This window comes from Streptomyces sp. NPDC058872 (assembly GCF_042743065.1).
Classification (GTDB): domain Bacteria; phylum Actinomycetota; class Actinomycetes; order Streptomycetales; family Streptomycetaceae; genus Streptomyces.
The window spans coordinates 116205-138925 of record NZ_JBHYMK010000009.1; the positions used below are offsets into that span (position 1 = coordinate 116205).

The following is a 22721-nucleotide window of genomic DNA, read 5'->3' on the forward strand; positions in this document are numbered from 1 at the left end:
TCTTCGGCCGCCAGGACGTTCGGGGTCACGACTGCACCTCCTGCGGGGTCGCCGGGCCGATGCGGACCGGGTCGCCGGGGTGGGCGCCGGTGTCGGAGAAGACGCCGCGGCCGGTGGAGTTCAGCGGCAGCCAGACCACGCGGTCGGGCATCTCGGTCACCTGGAGCGGGAGGGTGACCGAACCGGTGGGACCGGTCACCTCCAGGACGTCGCCGTCCTTGACCCCGGTGTCGGCGGCGGTGGTGGCGGAGAGCCGGGCGACCGCCGCGTGCCGGGTGCCGGCCAGTGCGGAGTCGCCCTCCTGGAGCCTGCCGAGGTCGAGGAGGAGGCGGTGTCCGGCGAGGACGGCCTCGCCCTCGCCGGCCCGGGGGGCCGGCTGGCCGGGCACGGTGGGCTCGGAGGCCCGCTCCTCGGCCCATCCGCCGAGCCGGTCCAACTCCCGGCGGGCCGACCGCAGGTCGGGCAGGCCGAGGTGGACGTCGAGGGCGTCGGCGAGCATGTGGAGCACCCGGGCGTCGCTCGGTGCGAGGGACCGGGTCATCTGCTCGGGCTTGAGCGCGGCCTCGAAGAGCCGGGCCCTGCCCTCCCAGTTGAGGAAGGTGCCGGGCTTCTCGGCGACGGCGGCGACCGGCAGGACCACGTCGGCGCGCTCCGTCACCTCGCCGGGCCGCAGCTCCAGGGAGACGACGAAGGCCGTTTCGAGGGCCTCGCGGGCGCGTGCCGGGTCCGGCAGGTCGGCGACCTCGACGCCGGCGACGAGCAGTGCGGCGAGTTCGCCGCCGGCGGCGGCCTCCACCATCTGGCCGGTGTCGCGTCCGTAGCGGTGCGGGAGTTCACGGACCCCCCAGGCCGCGGCGACCTCCTCGCGCGCGCGGGGGTCGGTCGCGGGCCGGCCGCCGGGCAGCAGGCTCGGGAGGGCGCCCGCCTCGATCGCCCCGCGCTCACCGGCGCGGCGCGGGATCCACACCAGCTTCGCGCCGGTGGCCACGGAGGCGCGCAGGGCGGCGGTGAGGGCGCCGGGCACGCCCGCGAGGCGCTCGCCGACGAGGATGACGGCGCCCTCCTGGCGGAGGGACTCGGCGGCGGTGTGGCCGGTGGAGCTCAGGCCGACCCGGGAGGTGAGGGCGTCGAGCCACTCGGCTTCGGTGCCGGGGGCGGCGGGCAGCAGGGTGCCGCCCGCCTTCGTCAGGCCCCGGGTGGCGAAGGCCGCGACCGCGTAGGTCTTCTGGCCGTGCTTGCGCCAGGCCTTGCGGAGCCGCAGGAAGACGCCGGGGGCCTCCTCCTCGGACTCCAGGCCGACGAGGAGCACCGCCGGGGCGGCTTCGAGCGAGGTGTACGTGACGCCGTCCCCCCCGAGGTCGCGACCGCGGCCGGCGACCGTGGAGGCCAGGAAGTCGGCCTCCTCGCCGGAGTGGATGCGGGCCCGGAAGTCGATGTCGTTGGTGTCGAGGGCGACCCGGGCGAACTTGGCGTACGCGTAGGAGTCCTCGACGGTCAGCCTGCCGCCGGTCAGCACGCCGGTCCGGCCGCGGACGAGTCCGCGGGCGGCGGCCTCCAGGGCCTCGGGCCAGGAGGCCGCCTCCAGTTCACCGGACTCGGGGTTCCGGACGAGCGGGGTGGTGAGCCGGTCGCGCTGCTGGGCGTACCGGAAGCCGAAGCGGCCCTTGTCGCAGATCCACTCCTCGTTGACCTCGGGGTCCTCGGCGGCGAGCCTCCGCACGACCTTGCCGCGCCGGTGGTCGGTGCGGGTGGCGCAGCCGCCCGCACAGTGCTCGCAGACGGACGGCGTGGAGACCAGGTCGAAGGGGCGGGAGCGGAAGCGGTAGGCCGCCGAGGTGAGGGCGCCGACCGGGCAGATCTGGATGGTGTTGCCGGAGAAGTACGACTCGAAGGGGTCGCCCTCGCCGGTGCCGACCTGCTGGAGCGCACCGCGCTCGACGAGCTCGATCATCGGGTCGCCGGCGACCTGGTTGGAGAAGCGGGTGCAGCGGGCGCACAGGACGCAGCGCTCGCGGTCGAGGAGCACCTGGGTGGAGATCGGGACCGGCTTCTCGTACGTCCGCTTGACGCCTTCGAAGCGGGACTCGGCCTGCCCGTGGGACATGGCCTGGTTCTGCAGGGGGCACTCGCCGCCCTTGTCGCAGACCGGGCAGTCCAGCGGGTGGTTGACGAGCAGCAGCTCCATCACCCCGTGCTGGGCCTTCTCGGCGACGGGGCTGGTCAGCTGCGACTTCACCACCATGCCGTCGGTGCAGGTGATGGTGCAGGAGGCCATGGGCTTGCGCTGGCCTTCGACCTCGACGATGCACTGGCGACAGGCGCCGGCGGGGTCGAGGAGCGGGTGGTCGCAGAAGCGCGGGATCTCGATGCCGAGTTGCTCGGCGGCGCGGATGACCAGCGTCCCCTTGGGGACGGAGATCTCGGCGCCGTCGATGGTCAGCGTGACGAGGTCCTCGGGGGGCACCGGCGCGCTGCCGCCGCCGCTGGGCGTGGACGCGATGACGGTCATGCGGTCACCTCCTTGTGGTTGTCCGCCCAGGCGGTCGACTTGGCCGGGTCGAAGGGGCAGCCCCCGCCCGTGATGTGCTGCTCGTACTCCTCGCGGAAGTACTTCAGCGAGGAGAAGATCGGCGAGGCGGCGCCGTCGCCGAGGGCGCAGAACGACTTGCCGTTGATGTTGTCGGCGATGTCGTTGAGCTTGTCGAGGTCGGCCGGGGAGCCCTTGCCGGCCTCGATGTCGCGGAGCAACTGGACGAGCCAGTAGGTGCCCTCGCGGCAGGGCGTGCACTTGCCGCAGGACTCGTGGGCGTAGAACTCGGTCCAGCGGGTGACGGCGCGCACCACGCAGGTGGTCTCGTCGAAGCACTGGAGCGCCTTGGTGCCGAGCATCGACCCGGCGGCGCCGACGCCCTCGTAGTCGAGGGGCACGTCGAGGTGCTCGTCGGTGAACATCGGGGTGGAGGAACCGCCGGGCGTCCAGAACTTGAGCCGGTGGCCGGGTCGCATCCCGCCGCTCATGTCGAGGAGCTGGCGCAGGGTGATCCCGAGCGGGGCCTCGTACTGGCCGGGTGAGGCGACGTGTCCGCTGAGCGAGTAGAGCGTGAAGCCGGGGGACTTCTCACTGCCCATCGACGTGAACCAGTCCTTGCCGCGGTGGAGGATCGCGGGAACCGAGGCGATGGACTCGACGTTGTTCACCACGGTGGGGCAGGCGTACAGACCGGCGACCGCGGGGAAGGGGGGACGCAGCCGGGGCTGGCCGCGGCGCCCTTCGAGCGAGTCGAGCAGCGCGGTCTCCTCGCCGCAGATGTACGCGCCGGCGCCGGCGTGCACGGTCAGTTCGAGGTCGAGGCCGCTGCCGAGGACGTTGGTGCCGAGGTAGCCGGCGGCGTAGGCCTCGCGCACCGCCTCGTGGAGCCGCCGCAGCACGGGGACGACCTCGCCGCGCAGGTAGATGAAGGCGTGGCGGGAGCGGATCGCGTAGCAGGCGATCACGATGCCCTCGATGAGCGAGTGCGGGTTGGCGAAGAGGAGCGGGATGTCCTTGCAGGTGCCGGGTTCGGATTCGTCGGCGTTGACGACGAGGTAGTGCGGCTTGCCGTCGCCCTGCGGGATGAACTGCCACTTCATTCCGGTGGGGAAGCCGGCGCCGCCGCGACCGCGGAGGCCGGAGTCCTTGACGTACGCGATGAGGTCGTCGGGGCTCATCGCGAGGGCCCGCCTGAGGCCCTGGTAGCCCTCGTGCCGCTCGTAGGTCTCCAGGGTCCAGGAGTCGGGCTGGTCCCAGAAGGCCGACAGGACGGGCGCGAGCAGCTTCTCGGGGCTGCTGTTGTTGATCTCGGCGGCCAAGGTCATTCCTCCCCCTCCTGTCCGGAGGTCTCACCGCGCGGGTGGACGATTCGGTGGTGCTGCGGGTGCTCGCCCTTGGCGAGGCGCAGGCCGACCAGCGAGGCGGGTCCCGCGCCGCCGGTGGCTTCGACCGCTCCGGGGCGCTCGTCGGGGAAGCCGGCCAGGATGCGGGCGGTCTCCTTGAAGGTGCAGAGCGGGGCGCCCCGGGTGGGCTCGACGGTCCGACCGGCCCTCAGGTCGTCGACCATCTGCTTGGCGGACTCGGGCGTCTGGTTGTCGAAGAACTCCCAGTTGACCATCACGACGGGGGCGAAGTCGCAGGCCGCGTTGCACTCGATGTGTTCGAGGGTGATCTTGCCGTCGGCCGTGGTCTCGTCGTTGCCGACGCCGAGGTGCTCCTTGAGCTCCTCGAAGATGGCGTCGCCGCCCATCACCGCGCAGAGCGTGTTGGTGCAGACGCCGACCTGGTAGTCGCCGGAGGGCTTGCGCCGGTACATCGTGTAGAAGGTGGCGACGGCGGTGACCTCGGCGGTGGTCAGTCCGAGGACCTCGGCGCAGAACCGCATGCCGGTGCGGGTCACGTGGCCCTCCTCCGACTGCACCAGGTGCAGCATCGGCAGGAGCGCGGAGCGGGAGTCCGGGTAGCGGGCGATGATCGCCCGGGCGTCCTCTTCCAGGCGGGCGCGGACGTCCGCCGGGTAGGCGGGGGCGGGGAGCTGGGGCATGCCCAGGCTGATCTGGTCGGTCATCGGTCGACGCCTCCCATCACGGGGTCGATGGAGGCGACGGCGACGATGACGTCGGCGACCTGGCCGCCCTCGCACATCGCGGCCATGGCCTGGAGGTTGGTGAAGGACGGGTCGCGGAAGTGGACCCGGAAGGGACGGGTGCCGCCGTCGGAGACGACGTGGACGCCGAGCTCGCCCTTGGGGGACTCGACGGCCGCGTAGACCTGTCCGGCGGGGACCCGGAAGCCCTCGGTGACCAACTTGAAGTGGTGGATGAGGGCCTCCATGGAGGTGCCCATGATCTTCGCGATGTGGTCCATGGAGTTGCCGAGGCCGTCGGGGCCGAGCGCGAGCTGTGCGGGCCAGGCGATCTTCTTGTCACCGACCATGACGGGGCCGGGCTCCAGGCGGTCGAGGCACTGCTCGACGATCCGGAGCGACTGCCGCATCTCCTCCAGGCGGACGAGGAAGCGTCCGTAGGAGTCGCAGGTGTCGGCGGTGGGGACGTCGAAGTCGTAGTCCTCGTAGCCGCAGTACGGGTCGGTCTTGCGCAGGTCGTGCGGAAGGCCCGCGGAGCGCAGGATCGGTCCGGTGGCGCCGAGGGCCATGCAGCCGGAGAGGTCGAGGTAGCCGACGTCCTGCATGCGGGCCTTGAAGATGGGGTTGCCGGTGGCGAGCTTGTCGTACTCCGGCAGGTTCTTCTTCATGGTCTTCACGAACTCGCGCACGGCGTCGACGGCACCGGGCGGGAGGTCCTGGGCGAGGCCGCCCGGGCGGATGAAGGCGTGGTTCATGCGCAGGCCGGTGATCAGCTCGTACAGGTCCAGGATCATTTCGCGGTCCCGGAAGCCGTAGATCATGATCGTGGTGGCGCCGAGCTCCATGCCGCCGGTCGCGATGCAGACCAGGTGCGAGGAGAGGCGGTTGAGCTCCATCAGCAGCACCCGGATGACGCTGGCCCGGTCCGGGACCTGGTCGGTGATGCCGAGGAGCTTCTCCACGCCCAGGCAGTACGCCGTCTCGTTGTAGAACGAGGTGAGGTAGTCCATGCGCGTGACGAAGGTGGTGCCCTGGGTCCAGGTCCGGTACTCGAGGTTCTTCTCGATGCCGGTGTGGAGGTAGCCGATGCCGCAGCGGGCCTCGGTGACGGTCTCGCCGTCGATCTCCAGGATCAGGCGGAGCACGCCGTGGGTGGACGGGTGCTGGGGGCCCATGTTGACGACGATGCGCTCGTCGTCGGCCTTGGCGGCGGAGCGGACGACCTCGTCCCAGTCGCCGCCGGTCACCGTGTAGACGGCGCCCTCCGTCGTCTCCCGCGGGGACTGCGGCGCCGCGGAGGGGCTCGATGCGTTGGGGCTGGTCACGAGTACGACCTCCGCTGGTCCGGAGCCGGGATCTGGGCGCCCTTGTACTCGACGGCGATGCCGCCGAGGGGGTAGTCCTTGCGCTGCGGGTGGCCCTGCCAGTCGTCCGGCATCATGATCCGGGTGAGGGCGGGATGGCCGTCGAAGACGATGCCGAAGAAGTCGTAGGTCTCGCGCTCGTGCCAGTCGTTCGTCGGGTAGACGGCGGTGAGCGAGGGAATCCGCGGGTCGGCGTCCGGGGCCGAGACCTCCAGGCGGATCAGCCGGCCGTGGGTGAGCGAGCGCAGGTGGTAGACGGCGTGCAGCTCGCGCCCCTTGTCCCCCGGGTAGTGGACGCCGGAGACGCCGGTGCAGAGCTCGAAGCGGAGCGCCGGGTCGTCGCGCAGGGTGCGGGCCACTCGGAGGAGGTGCTCGCGCTCGATGTGGAAGGTGAGCTCTCCGCGGTCGACGACCGTCTTCTCGATGGCGTTCTCCGGGAGGAGGCCCTGCTCCTCCAGGGCGCCTTCGAGTTCGTCGGCGACCTCGTCGAACCAGCCGCCGTACGGGCGGGCGGCCGGGCCGGGGAGCCGGATCGAGCGGACGAGACCGCCGTATCCGGAGGTGTCGCCGCCGTTGTTGGCGCCGAACATCCCGCGCTGGACGCGGACCTCCTCGCCGTGGTCCCCGCGCTGGCCCGGCAGGTTCTGCCCGCTGAGCTCCTTCTCGGGGTTGGGTGTCTCGTCACTCACTGGGCTGCCCCGTTTCCTTCTCCGCCCGCGCCGGGGGCACCGCCCGCCGGAGGCGGGGGAGCAGGGGCGCGGCCTTCGCTGTTGTCTGCGGCCAGGCGACCGTGCGCGCGTCGGTCACTGCAGCAGACCCTTCAACTCGATGGTCGGCAGGGCCTTGAGCGCCGCCTCCTCCGCCTCGCGGGCCGCCTCCTCGGCGTTCACGCCGAGCTTGGAGCCCTGGATCTTCTGGTGGAGCTTGAGGATCGCGTCCAGGAGCATCTCCGGACGCGGCGGGCAGCCGGGCAGGTAGATGTCGACCGGCACGATGTGGTCGACGCCCTGGACGATCGCGTAGTTGTTGAACATGCCTCCGGAGGAGGCGCAGACGCCCATGGAGATGACCCACTTGGGGTTGGGCATCTGGTCGTAGACCTGCCTCAGGACGGGTGCCATCTTCTGGCTGACCCGGCCGGCGACGATCATCAGGTCGGCCTGGCGCGGCGAGCCGCGGAAGACCTCCATGCCGAAGCGGGCCAGGTCGTACCGGCCGGCTCCGGTGGTCATCATCTCGATGGCGCAGCAGGCGAGGCCGAAGGTCGCGGGGAACACGGACGCCTTGCGCACCCAGCCCGCGGCCTGTTCGACGGTCGTCAGCAGAAAGCCGCTCGGGAGTTTCTCTTCGAGTCCCATAGGTGCCCCTCAGCCCCTCAGTCCCATTCCAGGCCGCCGCGCCGCCACACGTACGCGTAGGCGACGAAGACGGTGAGCACGAAGAGCAGCATCTCCACGAGCCCGAAAAGCCCCAGGGCGTCGAAGGTGACGGCCCAGGGGTAGAGGAAGACGATCTCGATGTCGAAGACGATGAAGAGCATCGCCGTCAGGTAGTACTTGATCGGGAAGCGACCGCCCCCGGCGGGAGTGGGCGTCGGTTCGATGCCGCACTCGTACGCCTCAAGTTTTGCCCTGTTGTACCTCTTTGGCCCGATAAGCGTGGCCATGACCACGGAGAAGATCGCAAACCCCGCACCCAGGGCACCGAGCACGAGGACGGGCGCGTACGCATTCACGCTCCTCGCTCCTTCCAGTCGTCCTTGACCGTTGGACCGCACCACCGGACCGTGAAAGATCGCCCCCATGTGAGGCAGTTCACAAGCCCGGCTGCCCCGCATCTTATGCCCGCCCCTCTGTGATCTGCGACACGGGGTGCAGCAAGGACTTTGTGATCTCCACCACCTGACGAAGGATCATGAAGTCGGATGAGCGGTGATCTTGTTGCGCGAAGCGCCCAGGTGATCACCAGATGTGACATCCGGACCGGAAATCGCTGCTCGGAAGGGGTGTCGCTCTATCAAGCCATGGCCTGTACAAGCAAATTGGTGGTGGGCACATCCAGGTGATAAAGGAACCGCCGGTCGCCCGGTCGGGGGTCCTCGCGTACGGAGGTGGACGCGTGCGCCCATGCACGAGCAAACCTGTGACCTGCGTCACCCTTCACAAGCGCACGAAGAAGAGGGCTTGGCCATCGGTGTGAAGAGGTGGTAAGTGACGGGCAATTCGGGCTTTTCATTGAAAACGCGTGATCAAGGGCTGGATGACTCATGCCCGATTTGCCCGTTACGGCGTCAATAAGGGTGCAGAAGAAGCGGATTCGGGGGTTCCGAACGTAACTGTGGCGCAACCCACGTTTCTTGAAGGGAACCGCATGGCCCTGATAGCGGTTGTCCTCATGTCCCACACCGCTCACATACCCAGCCACCGGAAGCCCCGCCGCAGCGCCTCGAAGCTCGCGCTCCGGGCCGGAGTTACCGGTGGCTTCCTCGGCACCATCGCGGTGGCCGGTGCTGCCGGGCCGGCGCATGCCGAGCCGGTGACCGAGACCATCGAAATGCCCACCCTGGGCTCCCTCAGCGCCGGCGCCGACCTCGCCAGTGCCGTTGCCGCCTCCGCGGAGGCCTCCCAGCAGGAGGCGCTCGACCAGAGCCTCCAGAGCCAGGAGGACGCGGCGCTGCAGAAGGCCGCCAAGGAGGCCAAGCAGGCCAAGGCCGAGGCCGACCGCAAGGCGGCTGCCGAGCGCGCCGAGGAGGCACGGCTCAAGGCCGAGCAGGAGCGCAAGGAGGCCGCGGAGCGCGCTTCCCGCGACGCCGCCCGCACCCAACTCGCCACCACGAGCTCGTCGAGCAACGGCGGCTCCACCGGCTCGTCCTCCGACAGCGGCGCCACCACCTCGAAGGGCAGCACCCAGACGCAGGCCCCCTCGGGCGCGGCGGCCACGATCGTGGCCTTCGCCAAGGCCCAGATCGGCGACGCCTACGTCTCCGGCGGCACCGGCCCCAACTCCTGGGACTGCTCGGGCCTCGTCCAGGCCGCCTACCGCGCGGCCGGCATCGACCTGCCCCGCATCTCGTACCAGCAGTCGAGCATGGGCACCTCCGTCTCGCTGGGCAACCTGCAGCCGGGCGACATCCTGTACTGGGGCAGCCGCAGCGGTTCGTACCACGTCGCCATCTACGTCGGCGGCGGCAAGTTCGTCGGTGCGCAGAACCCGTCCACCGGCGTGGTCGAGCGCTCCCTGGACTGGGACACCCCCTCGGGCGCGATCCGCATCCTCTGATCCTCACCGTCCGTGGGGGCGGGGCGGGCCACCCCGGGGGGGGGGGGGGCCGGCCCCCGCCCCGCCACCGCAGCGGACCGGCAGCCGCCCTACGGGGCGGCCCCGACGATCAGGCCGTCCTCGAAGCGGTCCACCCGGACCGTGTCGCCGTCCTCGACCTCCCCCGCGAGGATCTCCTTGGCGAGCCGGTCGCCGATCGCCGTCTGGATCAGGCGGCGCAGCGGCCGGGCGCCGTAGGCGGGGTCGTTGCCCTCCTCGGCGAGCCACTCCAGTGCCTCCGGGGTGACGTCCAGGGTGAGCCGTCGCTCCGCGAGGCGCTTGGCGAGCCGATCGATCTGAAGCCGTGCGATCCGTCCCAGTTCGGCCCGGTCCAGGGCCGAGAAGACGACGAGGTCGTCGAGCCGGTTGAGGAACTCGGGCTTGAAGCTCGCCCGCACGACCTCCAGGACCTGCTGCTTCTTGACGTCCTCCGGGGTCAGCGGCTCCACCAGGAACTGGCTGCCCAGGTTGGAGGTGAGGATCAGGATGGTGTTGCGGAAGTCCACCGTCCTGCCCTGCCCGTCGGTCAGGCGCCCGTCGTCGAGGACCTGGAGCAGGACGTCGAAGACCTCGGGGTGCGCCTTCTCCACCTCGTCGAGCAGCACCACGCTGTACGGGCGGCGGCGCACCGCCTCCGTGAGCTGGCCGCCCTCCTCGTAGCCGACGTAGCCGGGAGGCGCACCGACCAGCCGGGCCACGGAGTGCTTCTCCCCGTACTCCGACATGTCGATGCGGATCATCGCCCGCTCGTCGTCGAAGAGGAAGTCCGCGAGCGCCTTCGCCAGCTCGGTCTTGCCGACGCCGGTCGGGCCGAGGAAGAGGAAGGACCCGGTGGGCCGGTCGGGGTCGGCGATCCCGGCGCGGGTGCGGCGCACCGCGTCGGAAACGGCCTGGACGGCCTCGGACTGGCCGATCAGCCGCTTGCCGAGCTCGCTCTCCATGCGGAGCAGCTTCTTGGTCTCGCCCTCCAGGAGGCGACCGGCGGGGATGCCGGTCCAGGAGCCGACCACGTCCGCGATGTCGTCCGGGCCGACCTCCTCCTTGACCATGGTGTCCTTGGCGGACTCCTGCTGGGCCTCGGCCTCGGACGCCTCCTCCAGCTCCCGCTCCAGGGCCGGGATCTCCCCGTACAGCAGCTTGGAGGCGGTGTCGAAGTCGCCGTCGCGCTGGGCGCGCTCGGCGCGGCCACGGGCCTCGTCGAGGCGCTCCTTCAGCTCGCCGACGCGGTTGAGCGACTGCTTCTCCTTCTCCCAGCGGGCGGTCAGGCCGCGCAGCTCCTCCTCGCGGTCGGCGAGGTCGCGGCGCAGCTTCTCCAGGCGCTGCCGGCTCGCGGCGTCCGTCTCGTTCTTCAGCGCCAGCTCCTCCATCCGCAGCCGGTCCACGGAGCGCTGGAGCTCGTCGATCTCGACGGGTGAGGAGTCGATCTCCATGCGGAGCCGGGAAGCGGCCTCGTCGACGAGGTCGATGGCCTTGTCGGGGAGGAAGCGGGAGGTGATGTAACGGTCGGAGAGGGTCGCGGCGGCCACCAGGGCGGAGTCGTTGATCTGCACCTTGTGGTGCGCCTCGTAGCGGCCCTTGAGCCCGCGCAGGATCGCGATGGTGTCCTCGACCGTCGGCTCGGCGACCAGGACCTGCTGGAAGCGGCGCTCCAGGGCGGGGTCCTTCTCGATCCGCTCGCGGTACTCGTCGAGGGTGGTCGCGCCGACCATCCGCAGTTCGCCGCGGGCCAGCATCGGCTTGAGCATGTTGCCGGCGTCCATCGCCGAGTCGCCGCCGGCGCCCGCGCCGACGACCGTGTGCAGCTCGTCGATGAAGGTGATGATCTGCCCGTCGCTCTCCTTGATCTCGGAGAGGACGGTCTTGAGGCGCTCCTCGAACTCACCGCGGTACTTGGCGCCGGCGACCATCGCGCCGAGGTCGAGCGAGACGAGGCGCTTGTTCTTCAAGGACTCCGGGACGTCACCCTTCACGATCCGCTGGGCGAGGCCCTCGACGACGGCGGTCTTGCCGACGCCGGGCTCGCCGATGAGGACCGGGTTGTTCTTGGTGCGGCGGGACAGGACCTGGACGACGCGCCGGATCTCGTGGTCGCGGCCGATGACCGGGTCGAGCTTGCCCTCGCGCGCGGCGGCGGTGAAGTCCGTGCCGAACTTCTCCAGTGCCTTGTACTGCCCCTCCGGGTCGGGCGTGGTCACCCGGCGTCCTCCCCTGTTCGTCTCGAAGGCGTCGAGCAGTCGCTTCGCGCTCGCACCCTGCCGGTCGAGGATCTCACCGGCCTGACCGCCCTTGGCGGCGATCCCGATGAGCAGGTGCTCGGTCGACAGGAAGTCGTCGCCGAGCTCCTTGGCGTGCTGTGCGGCGTCCGCGATGACGGCGAGCAGCTCGCGGTTGGGCTGCGGCGGCGCGACGGTGGACCCGGTGACGCTCGGCTGGGCGGCGAGCAGGCGCTCCGCGCCGGAGCGGACGGCGGCCTGGTCGGCTTCGACGGCGGCGAGCAGGTCGACGATGTTCTCGTTGTCCTGACCTGCGAGGAGTGCGAGCAGCAGGTGTGCGGGGGTCAGGTCCGGATGCCCTTCGGACACGGCGCGGCTGGTCGCCGCGTTGATCGCGTCCCGGCTCCTGTTGGTCAGTTCGGCGTCCACGTGCGGTGCTCCTCCTCGAAGGTCGCGGGTCCACTTCTTCCTTTGACCCTTCCACCATACACAAACATGAGTGGAATCGACTCAAGTTATTGAAGGGAGTTCTGCCCGGGTAGTTTCCCGGCATGGCCACAGACCCGAGGAACCCCTCCGACTCGTACCTCAGCTTCTGGCGCGAGTACCACATGTGCACCCTGACCACCCCGCGCCCGGACGGCACCCCGCACGTCGTCGCGGTCGGCGTCACCTACGACCCGGAGCAGGGGTACGCGCGCGTGATCACCAACAAGAACAGCCGGAAGGTCGCCAACGTCCTGGCGGCGGGCGCGGACGGCGCACGGGTCGCGGTCTGCCAGGTGGACAAGGGGCGCTGGGCCACCCTGGAGGGCATCGCCCACGTCCGGGCGGACGCCGAGGTCGTCGCGGACGCCGTCGCCCGCTACGCCGAGCGCTACGGGCGCACGCCGACCCCGAACCCGGACCGGGTCGTCATCGAGATCGCCCTCACCCGGGCGATGGGCCGCGCCTGAGGAGCGCGGAGGACCTTCGAAGGACCTTCGGACGCAGCACAGCGGCGCCATCGCGTTTCAGGTCCGCGATGGCGCCGCTGTGTGGGGGAAGCACCTGAGCGATCTACAACGACGGGGGAATCGCTCAGGCACTGCGGGGAGTGGCCATGGTCTCGGGTTCGATCAGCTGGTGGTCCCGCTGGTCGAGGTTGACGAAGATCATGCCGTACCGGATGGCACACCGGATGGGCTGAGGAGCGCCCCGGGGGCGCCGCAGACAGCGGTAGGCCCGGACGTCCTCGTCGTGTTCGCGTGCAACGACCACGGGCTCTCCGAAGAGCGTGATCTTCAGCGAGTCACCACGGTGGGGGATGGCCGTGGCGAGATCGACGAAGTGCCAGCCGGACCGATAGGCCGAGGCCATCTCCCGGCGGAACCTGGGGTCGTCCGGCGGGACCGTCATGCTTCCTCGTTCGCCGGGGCGAAGTCCCACACCGGGTCGGCCTGCCGCGCCGGAGTGACGTCCCACACCGGGTCGGTCTGCCGCGCCGGAGTGACGTCCCACACCGGGTCGTTCGGGGCTGCGGCCACCAGGGCGGGCTCGCTGTCCCACACCGGGTCGCCGACGGCCAGCGCTCCTGCTGCTGCCGCCCCTATGAAGACGGAAGCAAGTATCGAGCGAAGCATTTTCCTGGACATGAGCAGCTTCGACCTCACTTGATGGTTTCCTCTCCCCCGCGCCTTAGACGATGGCTCACTCTTTGCGCGCACACCACTGGGGCAATGCATCATGTTCCTGAAATACAGGATCCTGGGGGGTGTACAAATGGCTCAAAATGACACATCCAACGCACATCCTCACGGGCATGTCGACCTCTGTACCGTCGGATCGGACTTGTACGCACGTGCGTTGCGCATCGGGCGAATCACAAGGAGTGAGGCAGAAGCCACTCCCTGCCTCATGGACCTCGACCTGCTCCATCCGGATCCCGACGACCCGGTGTGGCTCCGTCCGGTTCCACCTTCGGCCGCGCTCGCCCGGCTCGTCCATCCCCTGGAGCGCGAGATCCAGGAGCGGCGCGCCCTGGCCATGGGACTGTCCAGCACCTTCGAGCAGTTCATGGCGATCAGCGCCCAGGACCCGTCGACCACCCACGCCATCACCGTCCTCGAAGGCATCCACCGCATAGACGCCGTGCTGAGCCGGGTCACGGCCGAGTGCTCCCAGGAACTCCTCACCATCCAGCCCGGCGGCGCGCGCAGCGAGCACACGCTCAACACCGCCCTCAACCGGATCCAGCCGCTGCTCGACCGCGGGGTCCACGTGCGCACGCTCTACCAGCACACCGCACGGCACAGCCCCGGCATGCAGGTCTACCTCGAACAGGCCGGAATGGACCGGCTCCAGGTCCGCACCCTGGAGGAGAGCATCGAGCGGCTCATCATCATCGACCGCTCGGTGGCACTCATACCGGCACGGCAGGACCGCCAGGTCGCCCTGGAACTGCGTCATCCCGGCCTGGTCGAGTACCTGGCGTCGGTCTTCGAACAGTCCTGGGCGCGGGCCACCCCGTTCGGCGAGCAACTCCCCAACGCCCAACCGCGGGAGGGGATCAGCGGCGTCCAGCACTCCATCGCCCGGCTCCTCGTCGAGGGCCACGTGGACGAGGCCATCGCCCGCCGGCTCGGCATGAACGTGCGGACCTGCCGGGCACACATCGCCAAGCTCGCCGCCGCGCTCGGCAGCGGAAGCCGCGCACAACTCGGCTACCTCATCGCCCAGTCGGGCATCCTCGAACGGGACGAATGACCGACCCCGGGCACACGTCCGAGGCCCCCTCCGCCCATGGGGAGGGGGCCTCGGACACCAGCCGGTGAAGGGCTACTCGCCGCGCTTCGGGCGCCACACCACCAGGGCGCTCGCCTGCTGCACGTCGGTGTACGGAACCAGGTCCCGCCGGTACGAGGCATGGACCTGGGCCTCGCGCTGGCGCAGCGTCGCCGCCGCGCCCTCGACCGCCGCCGACAGCTCGGCCACCCGGGCCTGGAGCGCGGCGACCTGGTTCTCCAGTTCGATGATCCGCTTGATTCCGGCCAGGTTGATGCCCTCGTCCTGTGACAGCTGCTGCACCTGACGGAGCAGCTCGATGTCGCGGGCCGAGTAGCGCCGCCCGCGCCCCGCCGTGCGGTCGGGGGAGACCAGGCCGAGCCGGTCGTACTGCCGCAGGGTCTGTGGGTGCAGGCCGGAGAGCTGCGCCGCCACCGAGATGACGTACACCGGTGACTCGTCGGTCAGTTCGTACGGATTGCGTCGGCGTCCTTCCACCGCGTCACGCTCCCTTCGCCGCCTGGAACAGCGCGGCCCGCGGGTCCTCGGAGGCCGTCGCCTCGCGGAAGGTCTCCAGGGCCTCGCGTGCCTTGTCGTCCAACTCCTTCGGCACCGCGACCTCGACCGTCACCAGGAGGTCGCCGCGGGTGCCGTCCTTGCGGACCGCGCCCTTGCCCCGGGCCCGCATGGTCCGGCCGTTCGGGGTGCCCGCGGGCAGCTTCAGGGTGACCGCGGGACCGCCGAGGGTCGGCACCTTGATCTCGCCGCCGAGTGCCGCCTCAGCGAAGGAGATCGGCACCGTGACGGTGAGGTTGTCGTCCTTGCGGCCGAAGACCGGGTGGGCGTCGACGTGCACGACGACGTACAGGTCGCCGTTGGGCCCGCCGCGCTCGCCCGGCGCGCCCTTGCCGCGCAGTCGGATCTTCTGGCTGTTGCTCACGCCGGCCGGGATGCGGACCTGCATGGTGTGGGAGGACTTGGCCCGACCGCTGCCCTTGCAGACCTCGCAGGGGTTCTCGGCGATGAGGCCGCGGCCCTTGCAGTCCACGCAGGGGTCGGTCAGCGAGAAGCCGCCGCCGCTGCCGCGCGAGACCTGGCCGGTGCCGACGCAGGTCGGGCACACCCGGGGCGTGCCGTTCTTGTCACCGGTGCCCGAGCACGCCGTGCACGGCTGTTGGCTGGACATCCGCAGCGGCACGGTGGCGCCCTCGATGGCCTCGGTGAAGCTGAGCGTCACCTCGGACTCGATGTCCTGGCCGCGCCGCGGCTGGGTGCGGGTGCCCGCTCCCCCGCCCCGGTTGAACAGACCGCCGAAGACGTCCCCGATGCCGCCACCGCCGGCGCCACCGCCGAAGCCGCCGGCCCCGCCCTGGGCTCCCCCGAAGAGGTCGCCCAGGTCGAAGTTGAAGGAGCCGCCGCCGCCCGGGCCGCCGGCCCGGAAGCCGCCGTTGCCGAAGAGGGCGCGGGCGTCGTCGTACTCCTTGCGCTTCTTGGGGTCGCCGAGGACGTCGTTCGCCTCGGAGATCTCCTTGAAGCGGGCCTCGGCACTGGCGTCGCCCTTGTTGGCGTCCGGATGGTTCTCGCGGGCGAGCTTCCGGTACGCCTTCTTGATCTCCGCCTCGGTGGCGTCCTTGGGGACGCCGAGAACCTTGTAGTAGTCCTTCTCGACGAAGTCCTTCGTGCTCATCGACGTCCCTCCTCCCGCGTACGGGTACGGCTGTTACTCGTTGTCGTTCTCGGAGTCGTCCGACTCCTCGGCCTTGGCCTGCGCCCCCGGCTGGGGCTCGGCGACGGCCACGCGGGCGGGCCGGATGGTCCGCTCGCCAATCCGGTACCCCGGCTGCAGGATCGCCACGCAGGTCGTCTCGGTGACGTCCGGCGCGTACGAGTGCATCAGGGCCTCGTGGATCGTCGGGTCGAAGGGCTCGCCCTCCTTGCCGAACTGCTGCAGACCCATCTTGGCGACGACGGTCTCCAACGATTCGGCCACCGACTTGAACCCGCCCACGAGCTCTCCGTGCTCCCGGGCCCGGCCGACGTCGTCGAGGACGGGCAGGAGCTCGGACAGGAGGCTCGCGACGGCGATCTCCTTGACCGTGACCCGGTCCCGCTCCACGCGGCGGCGGTAGTTCTGGTACTCGGCCTGGAGCCGTTGCAGGTCGCCGGTGCGCTCGTCGAGCGCGGAGCGCAGCTGGTCCAGCTGGGCCGTGAGGCCCGCCGTACCGGCCGACTTCTGGCTGCTCGCGTCCCCGGCCGGGGCCGTCGAGTCCTCCTCGGTGGAGTTCTCGACGGCCTCGGCGGCGTCGTCAGGCGTGGCGCCGGAGGGGACGTCGGGCTTCTCCTCGAAGCCCGGGGTCTCCTCGGTCACGCCTGGCCGCCCTTCGGCTTGTCCTCGTCGACGATCTCGGCGTCGACGACGTCGTCGTCAGCGCCGCCCTTGGGGGCCGCACCCGCGTCGCCGCCGGCGGCCTGGGCGTCGGCGTACAGGGCCTGGCCGAGCTTCTGCGAGACGGCCGCGACCTTCTCGGTGGCGGTGCGGATCTCGCCGGTGTCCTCGCCCTTGAGCTTCTCCTTCAGCTCGGCGAGAGCGGCCTCGACCTCGGTCTTGACGTCGCCCGGGACCTTGTCCTCGTTGTCCTTGAGGAACTTCTCCGTCTGGTAGACGAGCTGCTCGCCCTGGTTGCGGGACTCGGCGGCCTCGCGGCGGCGGTGGTCCTCCTCCGCGTACTGCTCGGCCTCCTGGCGCATCCGGTCGACCTCGTCCTTCGGCAGCGAGGAGCCGCCGGTGACGGTCATCTTCTGCTCCTTGCCCGTGCCCAGGTCCTTCGCGGTCACGTGCATGATGCCGTTGGCGTCGATGTCGAAGGCGACCTCGATCTGCGGGACGCCGCGCGGCGCCGGCGGCAGACCGGTCAGCTCGAACATGCCGAGCTTCTTGTTGTACGCCGCGATCTCGCGCTCGCCCTGGTAGACCTGGATCTGCACGGACGGCTGGTTGTCCTCGGCCGTCGTGAAGATCTCGGACCGCTTGGTCGGGATCGTGGTGTTGCGCTCGATGAGCTTGGTCATGATGCCGCCCTTGGTCTCGATGCCGAGGGACAGCGGGGTCACGTCGAGGAGCAGGACGTCCTTGACCTCACCCTTGAGGACACCGGCCTGGAGCGCGGCGCCGATGGCGACGACCTCGTCCGGGTTGACGCCCTTGTTGGCCTCGCGGCCACCGGTCAGCTCCTTGACGAGCTCGGCGACGGCCGGCATGCGGGTCGAGCCGCCGACGAGGACGACGTGGTCGATCTCGCTGAGCTGGATGCCCGCGTCCTTGATGACGTTGTGGAACGGCACCTTGCAGCGCTCGAGCAGGTCGGAGGTGAGCTGCTGGAACTGGGCGCGCGTGAGCTTCTCGTCCAGGTGCAGCGGGCCCTCGGCGGAGGCCGTGATGTAGGGCAGGTTGATCGTGGTCTCGGTCGAGGAGGAGAGCTCGATCTTCGCCTTCTCGGCCGCCTCGCGCAGACGCTGGAGGGCCATCTTGTCCTTGGCCAGGTCCACGCCGTGGCCGTTCTGGAACTGCGTCACCAGGTAGTCGACGACGCGCTGGTCCCAGTCGTCACCACCGAGGTGGTTGTCACCGTTGGTGGCCTTCACCTCGACGACGCCGTCACCGATCTCCAGGAGGGACACGTCGAAGGTGCCGCCACCGAGGTCGAAGACGAGGATCGTCTGGTCGTCCTTGTCCAGGCCGTACGCCAGGGCGGCGGCGGTCGGCTCGTTGACGATGCGCAGGACGTTGAGGCCCGCGATCTCACCGGCCTCCTTGGTAGCCTGGCGCTCGGAGTCGTTGAAGTACGCCGGGACGGTGATGACCGCGTCGACGACCTTCTCGCCCAGGTAGGCCTCGGCGTCGCGCTTGAGCTTCTGCAGGATGAAGGCGCTCATCTGCTGCGGGTTGAAGCTCTTGCCGTCGATGTCGATCTTCCAGTCGGTGCCCATGTGGCGCTTGACCGACCGGATGGTCCTGTCGACGTTGGTGACGGCCTGGCGCTTGGCCACCTCGCCGACGAGCACCTCGCCGTTCTTCGCGAAGGCGACGACGGACGGCGTGGTCCTGGCGCCCTCGGCGTTGGTGATGACGGTGGGCTCGCCGCCTTCCAGAACGCTGACGACGGAGTTAGTCGTGCCCAGGTCGATGCCGACCGCACGTGCCATTTCGATTCCTCCAGCTGACTGACTTGAGTGGAACTGACTCAAGGATGCACGAGGAAGGGGAGCACGTCAACAGACTTGAGTGAAGTCGACTCAAGTCTTCGTCCGCAGCATCACTCAAAGAGGGGGTGTGAGCGCGTCGGTGCGGGCGCGGACGGGGTGCACCGTGAGAGAGTCCGAAGGCCCCTGCCGGGCAAAGCAGGCATATCCCACGAATATCCCATGATTCTTGTCGGAGGGTAGGGGCCATGGCGGCGAAGCGCGTGCTCGACCTGACGGGCGGACTGGCCCTCCTCGTCCTCCTCTCCCCCCTGGCCGCCGCCGTCGCGCTCTCGACCGCGCTCCGCTCGACGCCCTCGGAGCGCGCCGTGCTGCGACGCCGGACGGTGGCCGGGCTGGAGGGGCGGCCGTTCACGATGCTGACCTTCCGCACCAGGGGCCCGCTGGCCGCGCTGCCCCTGCTCCTGCACGTCGTGGCGGGCCGGATGTCGCTCGTCGGCCCCTGCCCGCTGAGCCCGACCCACCGCGAGTGCACGGGCGAGGGCCGGCGCCGGCTCTCCGTGCGCCCGGGACTCACCGGTCCGTGGCAGATCAGCGGCCGTTCGGACCTGCCGTGGGAGGAACGCGAGCTGCTGGACCTCCACTATGTGGACGACCACTGGCTGGGAATGGACCTGCTGATCCTTGCGCGTACGCTTCCAGCAGTCCGCAGGCGTCGCACGGCAAGGTTTGCCTGAGCGACACACATCACCGCGGGCGCCGCTACAGTGCGGCGCCGCGAACGGGTAATCTCAGCAGGAACTCAATAAGTTACCGCTTAGTAGGCCCGCCCGAGGAGCCCGTCATGCAACTCGCCGCGATCATCGTGTCGATCGCCATCACGGTGGTGGCCGTCGCGCTGTTCGGCCGCGCCACCGTGCAGATCTACCGCTTCGTGCGGCTCGGTCAGCCGGTACCGGCCGGCACGCGCACCGGTGACCCCAAGCAGCGCACCATCACGCTGGTCAAGGAATTCCTCGGCCACACGCGCATGAACCGCTGGGGGATCGTCGGCTTCGCGCACTGGTTCGTGGCGGTGGGCTTCTTCTCCCTGCTCCTCACCATCGTGAACGCCTTCGGCCAGCTCTTCCAGGCCGACTGGCTGATCCCGATCATCGGCGACTGGCTGCCGTACGAGATCTTCACCGAGTTCCTCGGCCTGATGACGGTGCTCGGCATCGTGACCCTCATCGTCATCCGCCAGCTGAGCACGCCGAACAAGGCCGGCCGCAAGTCCCGCTTCGCCGGCTCCAAGACCGGTCAGGCGTACTTCGTCGAGGCCGTCATCCTCATCGTCGGCGTCTGCATCATGACGCTCCGCGCCCTCGAAGGCGTCCAGCACCACGTGACCGGCTGGGAGCCGGGCTTCTTCGCCTCGTACCCGCTGATCGCGCTCCTGGACGGCCTGGACCTGGGCACGATCCAGCACCTCACCTACTTCTTCGCGGCGCTCAAGATCGTCACGTCCTTCACCTGGATGATCACGGTCTCGCTCAACACCAACATGGGCGTCGCCTGGCACCGCTTCCTCGGCTTCCCGAACATCTGGTTCAAGCGCAACGCCGACGGCTCCACCGCCCTCGGCGCGCTCCAGCCGATGACCACCGGCGGCAAGGAGATCGACTGGGAGGACCCGGCCGAGGACGCCGTCTTCGGCGTCTCCCAGGTCGAGCAGTTCTCCTGGAAGGGCATCCTCGACTTCTCCACCTGCACCGAGTGCGGTCGCTGCCAGTCGCAGTGCCCCGCCTGGAACACCGGCAAGCCGCTCTCCCCCAAGCTCCTCATCATGTCGCTGCGCGACCACGCGCACGCCAAGGCGCCGTACCTGCTCGCGGGCGGCGGCAAGACCATGGAGGGCGACGAGAAGGCCACCGAGGAGCAGCTCAAGGACGTTCCGGCCGCGGCCCTCGCCGAGGCCGAGCGCCCGCTGATCGGCACCGCCGAGGAGAACGGCGTCATCGACCCGGACGTCCTGTGGTCCTGCACCACCTGCGGCGCCTGCGTCGAGCAGTGCCCGGTGGACATCGAGCACATCGACCACATCGTCGACATGCGCCGCTACCAGGTCATGATCGAGTCGGCGTTCCCGTCCGAGGCGGGCACGATGCTCAAGAACCTGGAGAAGAAGGGCAACCCCTGGGGCCTGGCCAAGAAGCAGCGGGTCGAGTGGACCAAGGAGGTCGACTTCGAGGTCCCGATCGTCGGCAAGGACGTCGAGGACCTCTCCGAAGTCGACTACCTGTACTGGGTCGGCTGCGCCGGCGCCCTGGAGGACCGCGCCAAGAAGACCACCAAGGCCTTCGCCGAGCTGCTGCACATCGCGGGCGTCAAGTTCGCGATCATGGGCGGCGAGGAGAAGTGCACCGGTGACTCCCCGCGCCGCCTGGGCAACGAGCCGCTCTTCCAGCAGCTCGGCCAGGAGAACGTCGCGATGCTGAACATGGCCTTCGGCGAGGACGACGAGGACGAGTCGACGAAGAAGCCGAAGTCGGCCAAGAAGATCGTCTCGACCTGCCCGCACTGCTTCAACACCATCGCCAACGAGTACCCGCAGCTCGGCGGCGACTACGAGGTCATCCACCACACCCAGCTGCTCCAGCACCTCATCGACGAGGGCAAGCTGATCCCGGTGACCCCGGTCGAGGGCCTCATCACCTACCACGACCCCTGCTACCTGGGCCGCCACAACAAGGTCTACACGCCGCCGCGCGAGATCATGTCCGCCGTCCCGGGCCTGCGCCAGCAGGAGATGCACCGCCACAAGGAGCGCGGCTTCTGCTGCGGCGCCGGCGGTGCCCGGATGTGGATGGAGGAGCGGATCGGCAAGCGCATCAACAACGAGCGCGTCGACGAGGCCCTGTCCCTCAACCCGGACATCGTCTCCACCGCCTGCCCCTTCTGCCTGGTCATGCTGACCGACTCGGTCAACGGCAAGAAGAACGAGGGCAAGGCCAAGGAGTCCGTCACCGTCGTCGACGTCGCCCAGCTGCTGCTCGACTCGGTGAAGACCCCGGTGGAGCCGGAGGAGCCGGCCGCCGAGGAGCCGACACCGGCCGTCTGAGCCCGGACCGCGAGGGGGCCGCAACGCGCGAGGAGCGCGGGGCGGCCCCCTCGCGCACGTCCGCAGCGGCACGGCGCGGGGCCGGGGGAACCGCGCCACCCGGTCGGGGTCCCCGCGCCCCGCGACGGCCCGCCCGCACTCCCCCGCGCCCCCGTCACACCCCCGACGCCCCCTAGGGGATGTCACAGGTCAGCCGCAAAGGAGCGAGTCCACAGCCGAAGCAGGTACGTTCGATGACGTGGCTGGATTCAGGAACGGACGCGGCAGGGACAACCGCCCCCCGCAACAACAACCGCAGCAGGCGCCGTACGGGTACAACGCGGCCCCGCCGCCCTACCCGCAGCAGCAGTGGCAGCAGCAGCAACAACAGACGCAGCCGTACGGGCAGCAGGGGCAACCGCAGCAGTCCCACGGCGAACCGGAGTACTTCGGCGAACCGTACGGCCAGCAGCCCCGGCAGCACGCGGCGACGGCGAACAACCCGGGCCACACCCAGATGTTCAGCGTGGACGACCCGTACGGCCAGGGCGGCCCCTCCGGCGCCCCCGCCCCGACGGGGCCCCGACTGCCCTGGAAGCAGCTGCTGAGCGGCATCGTGCTGCGCCCGGCGGACACGTTCCTGCAGATGCGGGACTACGCGGTCTGGGGCCCGGCGCTGTCCGTCACCTTCCTCTACGGACTCCTGGCGATCTTCGGCTTCGACCAGGCCCGCGAGGAAGCGATCAACGCGACCCTGTCGACGGCGGTCCCGTACGTCCTGATGACCGCCCTCGGCTTCGTGGTCGGCGGTCTGATCCTCGGCGCGGTCACCCACACCCTCGCCCGCCAGCTGGGCGGTGACGGCTCCTGGCAGCCGACCATCGGCCTCTCGATGCTGATCATGTCGATCACGGATGCGCCGCGTCTGCTCTTCGCGCTCTTCCTGGGCGGCGAGAACGGTCTCGTCCAGGTCATCGGCTGGGCGACCTGGCTGGCGGCGGGCGCGCTCTTCACCGTGATGGTGAGCCGCTCGCACGACCTGCCCTGGCCGAAGGCGCTGGGCGCATCGGCGATCCAGCTGGTGGCGCTGCTGAGCCTGATCAAACTGGGCACGCTGTAACGGCGCCCGCACGGACCCCGAGGAGCCCCCCACCGCACGCGGTGGGGG

General features: G+C 70.0%; 20 protein-coding genes. 6 read left to right on the top strand and 14 right to left on the bottom strand.

Features of this window, described 5'->3' with window-relative positions:
* Nucleotides 1-25: 25 nt before the first annotated feature.
* From ACFW22_RS08100 to ACFW22_RS08130, 7 genes are all read right to left on the bottom strand, one after another.
* The gene (locus tag ACFW22_RS08100; RefSeq protein WP_386400465.1) at nucleotides 26-2509 is read right to left on the bottom strand and encodes an NADH-quinone oxidoreductase subunit G; all 2484 of its coding nucleotides are present in this window, start codon (nucleotides 2507-2509) and stop codon (nucleotides 26-28) included.
* Nucleotides 2506-3855: an NADH-quinone oxidoreductase subunit NuoF gene (gene nuoF, locus ACFW22_RS08105; RefSeq protein ID WP_386400467.1), complete on the bottom strand. Its 1350-nt coding sequence runs from the start codon at nucleotides 3853-3855 to the stop codon at nucleotides 2506-2508. The genes ACFW22_RS08100 and nuoF overlap by 4 nt, the downstream gene beginning before the upstream one ends.
* Nucleotides 3852-4598: an NADH-quinone oxidoreductase subunit NuoE gene (nuoE, locus tag ACFW22_RS08110; RefSeq protein WP_386400469.1), complete on the bottom strand. Its 747-nt coding sequence runs from the start codon at nucleotides 4596-4598 to the stop codon at nucleotides 3852-3854. Before nuoE ends, nuoF begins: the two co-directional genes overlap by 4 nt.
* Nucleotides 4595-5941, bottom strand: a complete 1347-nt coding sequence (locus ACFW22_RS08115) for an NADH-quinone oxidoreductase subunit D (RefSeq protein WP_386400471.1) — start codon at nucleotides 5939-5941, stop codon at nucleotides 4595-4597. The genes nuoE and ACFW22_RS08115 overlap by 4 nt, the downstream gene beginning before the upstream one ends.
* Nucleotides 5938-6669 carry an NADH-quinone oxidoreductase subunit C gene (locus tag ACFW22_RS08120; protein WP_386400473.1) on the bottom strand — a complete coding sequence of 244 codons (732 nt, stop codon included), beginning with the start codon at nucleotides 6667-6669 and terminating at the stop codon, nucleotides 5938-5940. The genes ACFW22_RS08115 and ACFW22_RS08120 overlap by 4 nt, the downstream gene beginning before the upstream one ends.
* Nucleotides 6670-6783: 114 nt before the next feature.
* Nucleotides 6784-7338, bottom strand: coding sequence for a NuoB/complex I 20 kDa subunit family protein (locus ACFW22_RS08125; protein WP_384873377.1), 555 nt, complete (start codon nucleotides 7336-7338; stop codon nucleotides 6784-6786).
* Between the two features lie 17 nt (nucleotides 7339-7355).
* Nucleotides 7356-7715, bottom strand: a complete 360-nt coding sequence (locus ACFW22_RS08130) for an NADH-quinone oxidoreductase subunit A (protein ID WP_019888619.1) — start codon at nucleotides 7713-7715, stop codon at nucleotides 7356-7358.
* Nucleotides 7716-8374: 659 nt separating this feature from the next.
* Between ACFW22_RS08130 and ACFW22_RS08135 the strand changes: the two genes are divergently transcribed.
* Nucleotides 8375-9259 carry a C40 family peptidase gene (locus tag ACFW22_RS08135; RefSeq protein ID WP_386400566.1) on the top strand — a complete coding sequence of 295 codons (885 nt, stop codon included), beginning with the start codon at nucleotides 8375-8377 and terminating at the stop codon, nucleotides 9257-9259.
* A gap of 89 nt (nucleotides 9260-9348) precedes the next feature.
* On the opposite strand, the gene clpB is transcribed toward ACFW22_RS08135, so the two are convergent.
* Entirely contained in the window at nucleotides 9349-11940 is a 2592-nt protein-coding gene (gene clpB / locus ACFW22_RS08140) for an ATP-dependent chaperone ClpB (RefSeq protein ID WP_386400476.1), read from the bottom strand.
* 122 nt (nucleotides 11941-12062) lie between these two features.
* On the opposite strand from clpB, the gene ACFW22_RS08145 reads away from it, so the two are divergent.
* Nucleotides 12063-12467 carry a pyridoxamine 5'-phosphate oxidase family protein gene (locus ACFW22_RS08145; protein WP_386400478.1) on the top strand — a complete coding sequence of 135 codons (405 nt, stop codon included), beginning with the start codon at nucleotides 12063-12065 and terminating at the stop codon, nucleotides 12465-12467.
* 124 nt (nucleotides 12468-12591) lie between these two features.
* On the opposite strand, the gene ACFW22_RS08150 is transcribed toward ACFW22_RS08145, so the two are convergent.
* On the bottom strand, nucleotides 12592-12909 hold the full coding sequence (locus ACFW22_RS08150; RefSeq protein ID WP_384886169.1) for a (2Fe-2S)-binding protein: 318 nt from the start codon (nucleotides 12907-12909) through the stop codon (nucleotides 12592-12594).
* Nucleotides 12906-13133 carry a 5'-nucleotidase gene (locus ACFW22_RS08155; protein WP_386400480.1) on the bottom strand — a complete coding sequence of 76 codons (228 nt, stop codon included), beginning with the start codon at nucleotides 13131-13133 and terminating at the stop codon, nucleotides 12906-12908. Before ACFW22_RS08155 ends, ACFW22_RS08150 begins: the two co-directional genes overlap by 4 nt.
* Before the next feature lie 139 nt (nucleotides 13134-13272).
* On the opposite strand from ACFW22_RS08155, the gene ACFW22_RS08160 reads away from it, so the two are divergent.
* Complete coding sequence (locus tag ACFW22_RS08160; RefSeq protein ID WP_386400482.1) at nucleotides 13273-14256, top strand: helix-turn-helix transcriptional regulator; 984 nt, start codon at nucleotides 13273-13275, stop codon at nucleotides 14254-14256.
* A 72-nt stretch (nucleotides 14257-14328) separates the two neighbouring features.
* On the opposite strand, the gene ACFW22_RS08165 is transcribed toward ACFW22_RS08160, so the two are convergent.
* Genes ACFW22_RS08165 through dnaK form a run of 4 tightly spaced genes read right to left on the bottom strand, consistent with a single transcriptional unit; the run spans nucleotide 14329 to nucleotide 18477 of the window.
* Nucleotides 14329-14772 (bottom strand): heat shock protein transcriptional repressor HspR, encoded by a 444-nt coding sequence (locus tag ACFW22_RS08165; protein ID WP_384886176.1) that lies wholly within the window; start codon nucleotides 14770-14772, stop codon nucleotides 14329-14331.
* Nucleotides 14773-14776: 4 nt separating this feature from the next.
* The gene (dnaJ, locus tag ACFW22_RS08170; RefSeq protein WP_386400485.1) at nucleotides 14777-15961 is read right to left on the bottom strand and encodes a molecular chaperone DnaJ; all 1185 of its coding nucleotides are present in this window, start codon (nucleotides 15959-15961) and stop codon (nucleotides 14777-14779) included.
* A gap of 33 nt (nucleotides 15962-15994) precedes the next feature.
* Nucleotides 15995-16642: a nucleotide exchange factor GrpE gene (gene grpE, locus ACFW22_RS08175; protein WP_386400487.1), complete on the bottom strand. Its 648-nt coding sequence runs from the start codon at nucleotides 16640-16642 to the stop codon at nucleotides 15995-15997.
* Nucleotides 16639-18477, bottom strand: a complete 1839-nt coding sequence (gene dnaK, locus ACFW22_RS08180) for a molecular chaperone DnaK (RefSeq protein ID WP_386400489.1) — start codon at nucleotides 18475-18477, stop codon at nucleotides 16639-16641. Before dnaK ends, grpE begins: the two co-directional genes overlap by 4 nt.
* A gap of 245 nt (nucleotides 18478-18722) precedes the next feature.
* Here dnaK and ACFW22_RS08185 point away from each other — a divergent pair, with 245 nt between their 5' ends.
* The 3 genes from ACFW22_RS08185 to ACFW22_RS08195 all read left to right on the top strand — a co-directional run bounded on the left by ACFW22_RS08185 (nucleotide 18723) and on the right by ACFW22_RS08195 (nucleotide 22673).
* Nucleotides 18723-19211 (top strand): sugar transferase, encoded by a 489-nt coding sequence (locus ACFW22_RS08185; RefSeq protein WP_386400491.1) that lies wholly within the window; start codon nucleotides 18723-18725, stop codon nucleotides 19209-19211.
* A gap of 107 nt (nucleotides 19212-19318) precedes the next feature.
* A complete protein-coding gene (locus ACFW22_RS08190; protein WP_386400493.1) occupies nucleotides 19319-21574 on the top strand; it encodes a (Fe-S)-binding protein in 2256 nt (751 codons plus the stop codon).
* Between the two features lie 238 nt (nucleotides 21575-21812).
* Nucleotides 21813-22673 (top strand): Yip1 family protein, encoded by an 861-nt coding sequence (locus tag ACFW22_RS08195; RefSeq protein ID WP_386400495.1) that lies wholly within the window; start codon nucleotides 21813-21815, stop codon nucleotides 22671-22673.
* Nucleotides 22674-22721: the final 48 nt, after the last annotated feature.

Excerpts from the sequence above, each read along its gene's own strand:
- ACFW22_RS08100 (WP_386400465.1), bottom strand. The coding sequence starts at position 2,509 with ATGACCGTCATCGCGTCCACGCCCAGCGGCGGCGGCAGCGCGCCGGTG.
- nuoF (WP_386400467.1), bottom strand. The coding sequence starts at position 3,855 with ATGACCTTGGCCGCCGAGATCAACAACAGCAGCCCCGAGAAGCTGCTC.
- nuoE (WP_386400469.1), bottom strand. The coding sequence starts at position 4,598 with ATGACCGACCAGATCAGCCTGGGCATGCCCCAGCTCCCCGCCCCCGCC.
- ACFW22_RS08125 (WP_384873377.1), bottom strand. The coding sequence starts at position 7,338 with ATGGGACTCGAAGAGAAACTCCCGAGCGGCTTTCTGCTGACGACCGTC.
- ACFW22_RS08135 (WP_386400566.1), top strand. The coding sequence starts at position 8,375 with ATGTCCCACACCGCTCACATACCCAGCCACCGGAAGCCCCGCCGCAGC.
- ACFW22_RS08145 (WP_386400478.1), top strand. The coding sequence starts at position 12,063 with ATGGCCACAGACCCGAGGAACCCCTCCGACTCGTACCTCAGCTTCTGG.
- ACFW22_RS08150 (WP_384886169.1), bottom strand. The coding sequence starts at position 12,909 with ATGACGGTCCCGCCGGACGACCCCAGGTTCCGCCGGGAGATGGCCTCG.
- ACFW22_RS08155 (WP_386400480.1), bottom strand. The coding sequence starts at position 13,133 with ATGCTTCGCTCGATACTTGCTTCCGTCTTCATAGGGGCGGCAGCAGCA.
- ACFW22_RS08160 (WP_386400482.1), top strand. The coding sequence starts at position 13,273 with ATGGCTCAAAATGACACATCCAACGCACATCCTCACGGGCATGTCGAC.
- dnaJ (WP_386400485.1), bottom strand. The coding sequence starts at position 15,961 with ATGAGCACGAAGGACTTCGTCGAGAAGGACTACTACAAGGTTCTCGGC.
- dnaK (WP_386400489.1), bottom strand. The coding sequence starts at position 18,477 with ATGGCACGTGCGGTCGGCATCGACCTGGGCACGACTAACTCCGTCGTC.
- ACFW22_RS08185 (WP_386400491.1), top strand. The coding sequence starts at position 18,723 with ATGGCGGCGAAGCGCGTGCTCGACCTGACGGGCGGACTGGCCCTCCTC.
- ACFW22_RS08190 (WP_386400493.1), top strand. The coding sequence starts at position 19,319 with ATGCAACTCGCCGCGATCATCGTGTCGATCGCCATCACGGTGGTGGCC.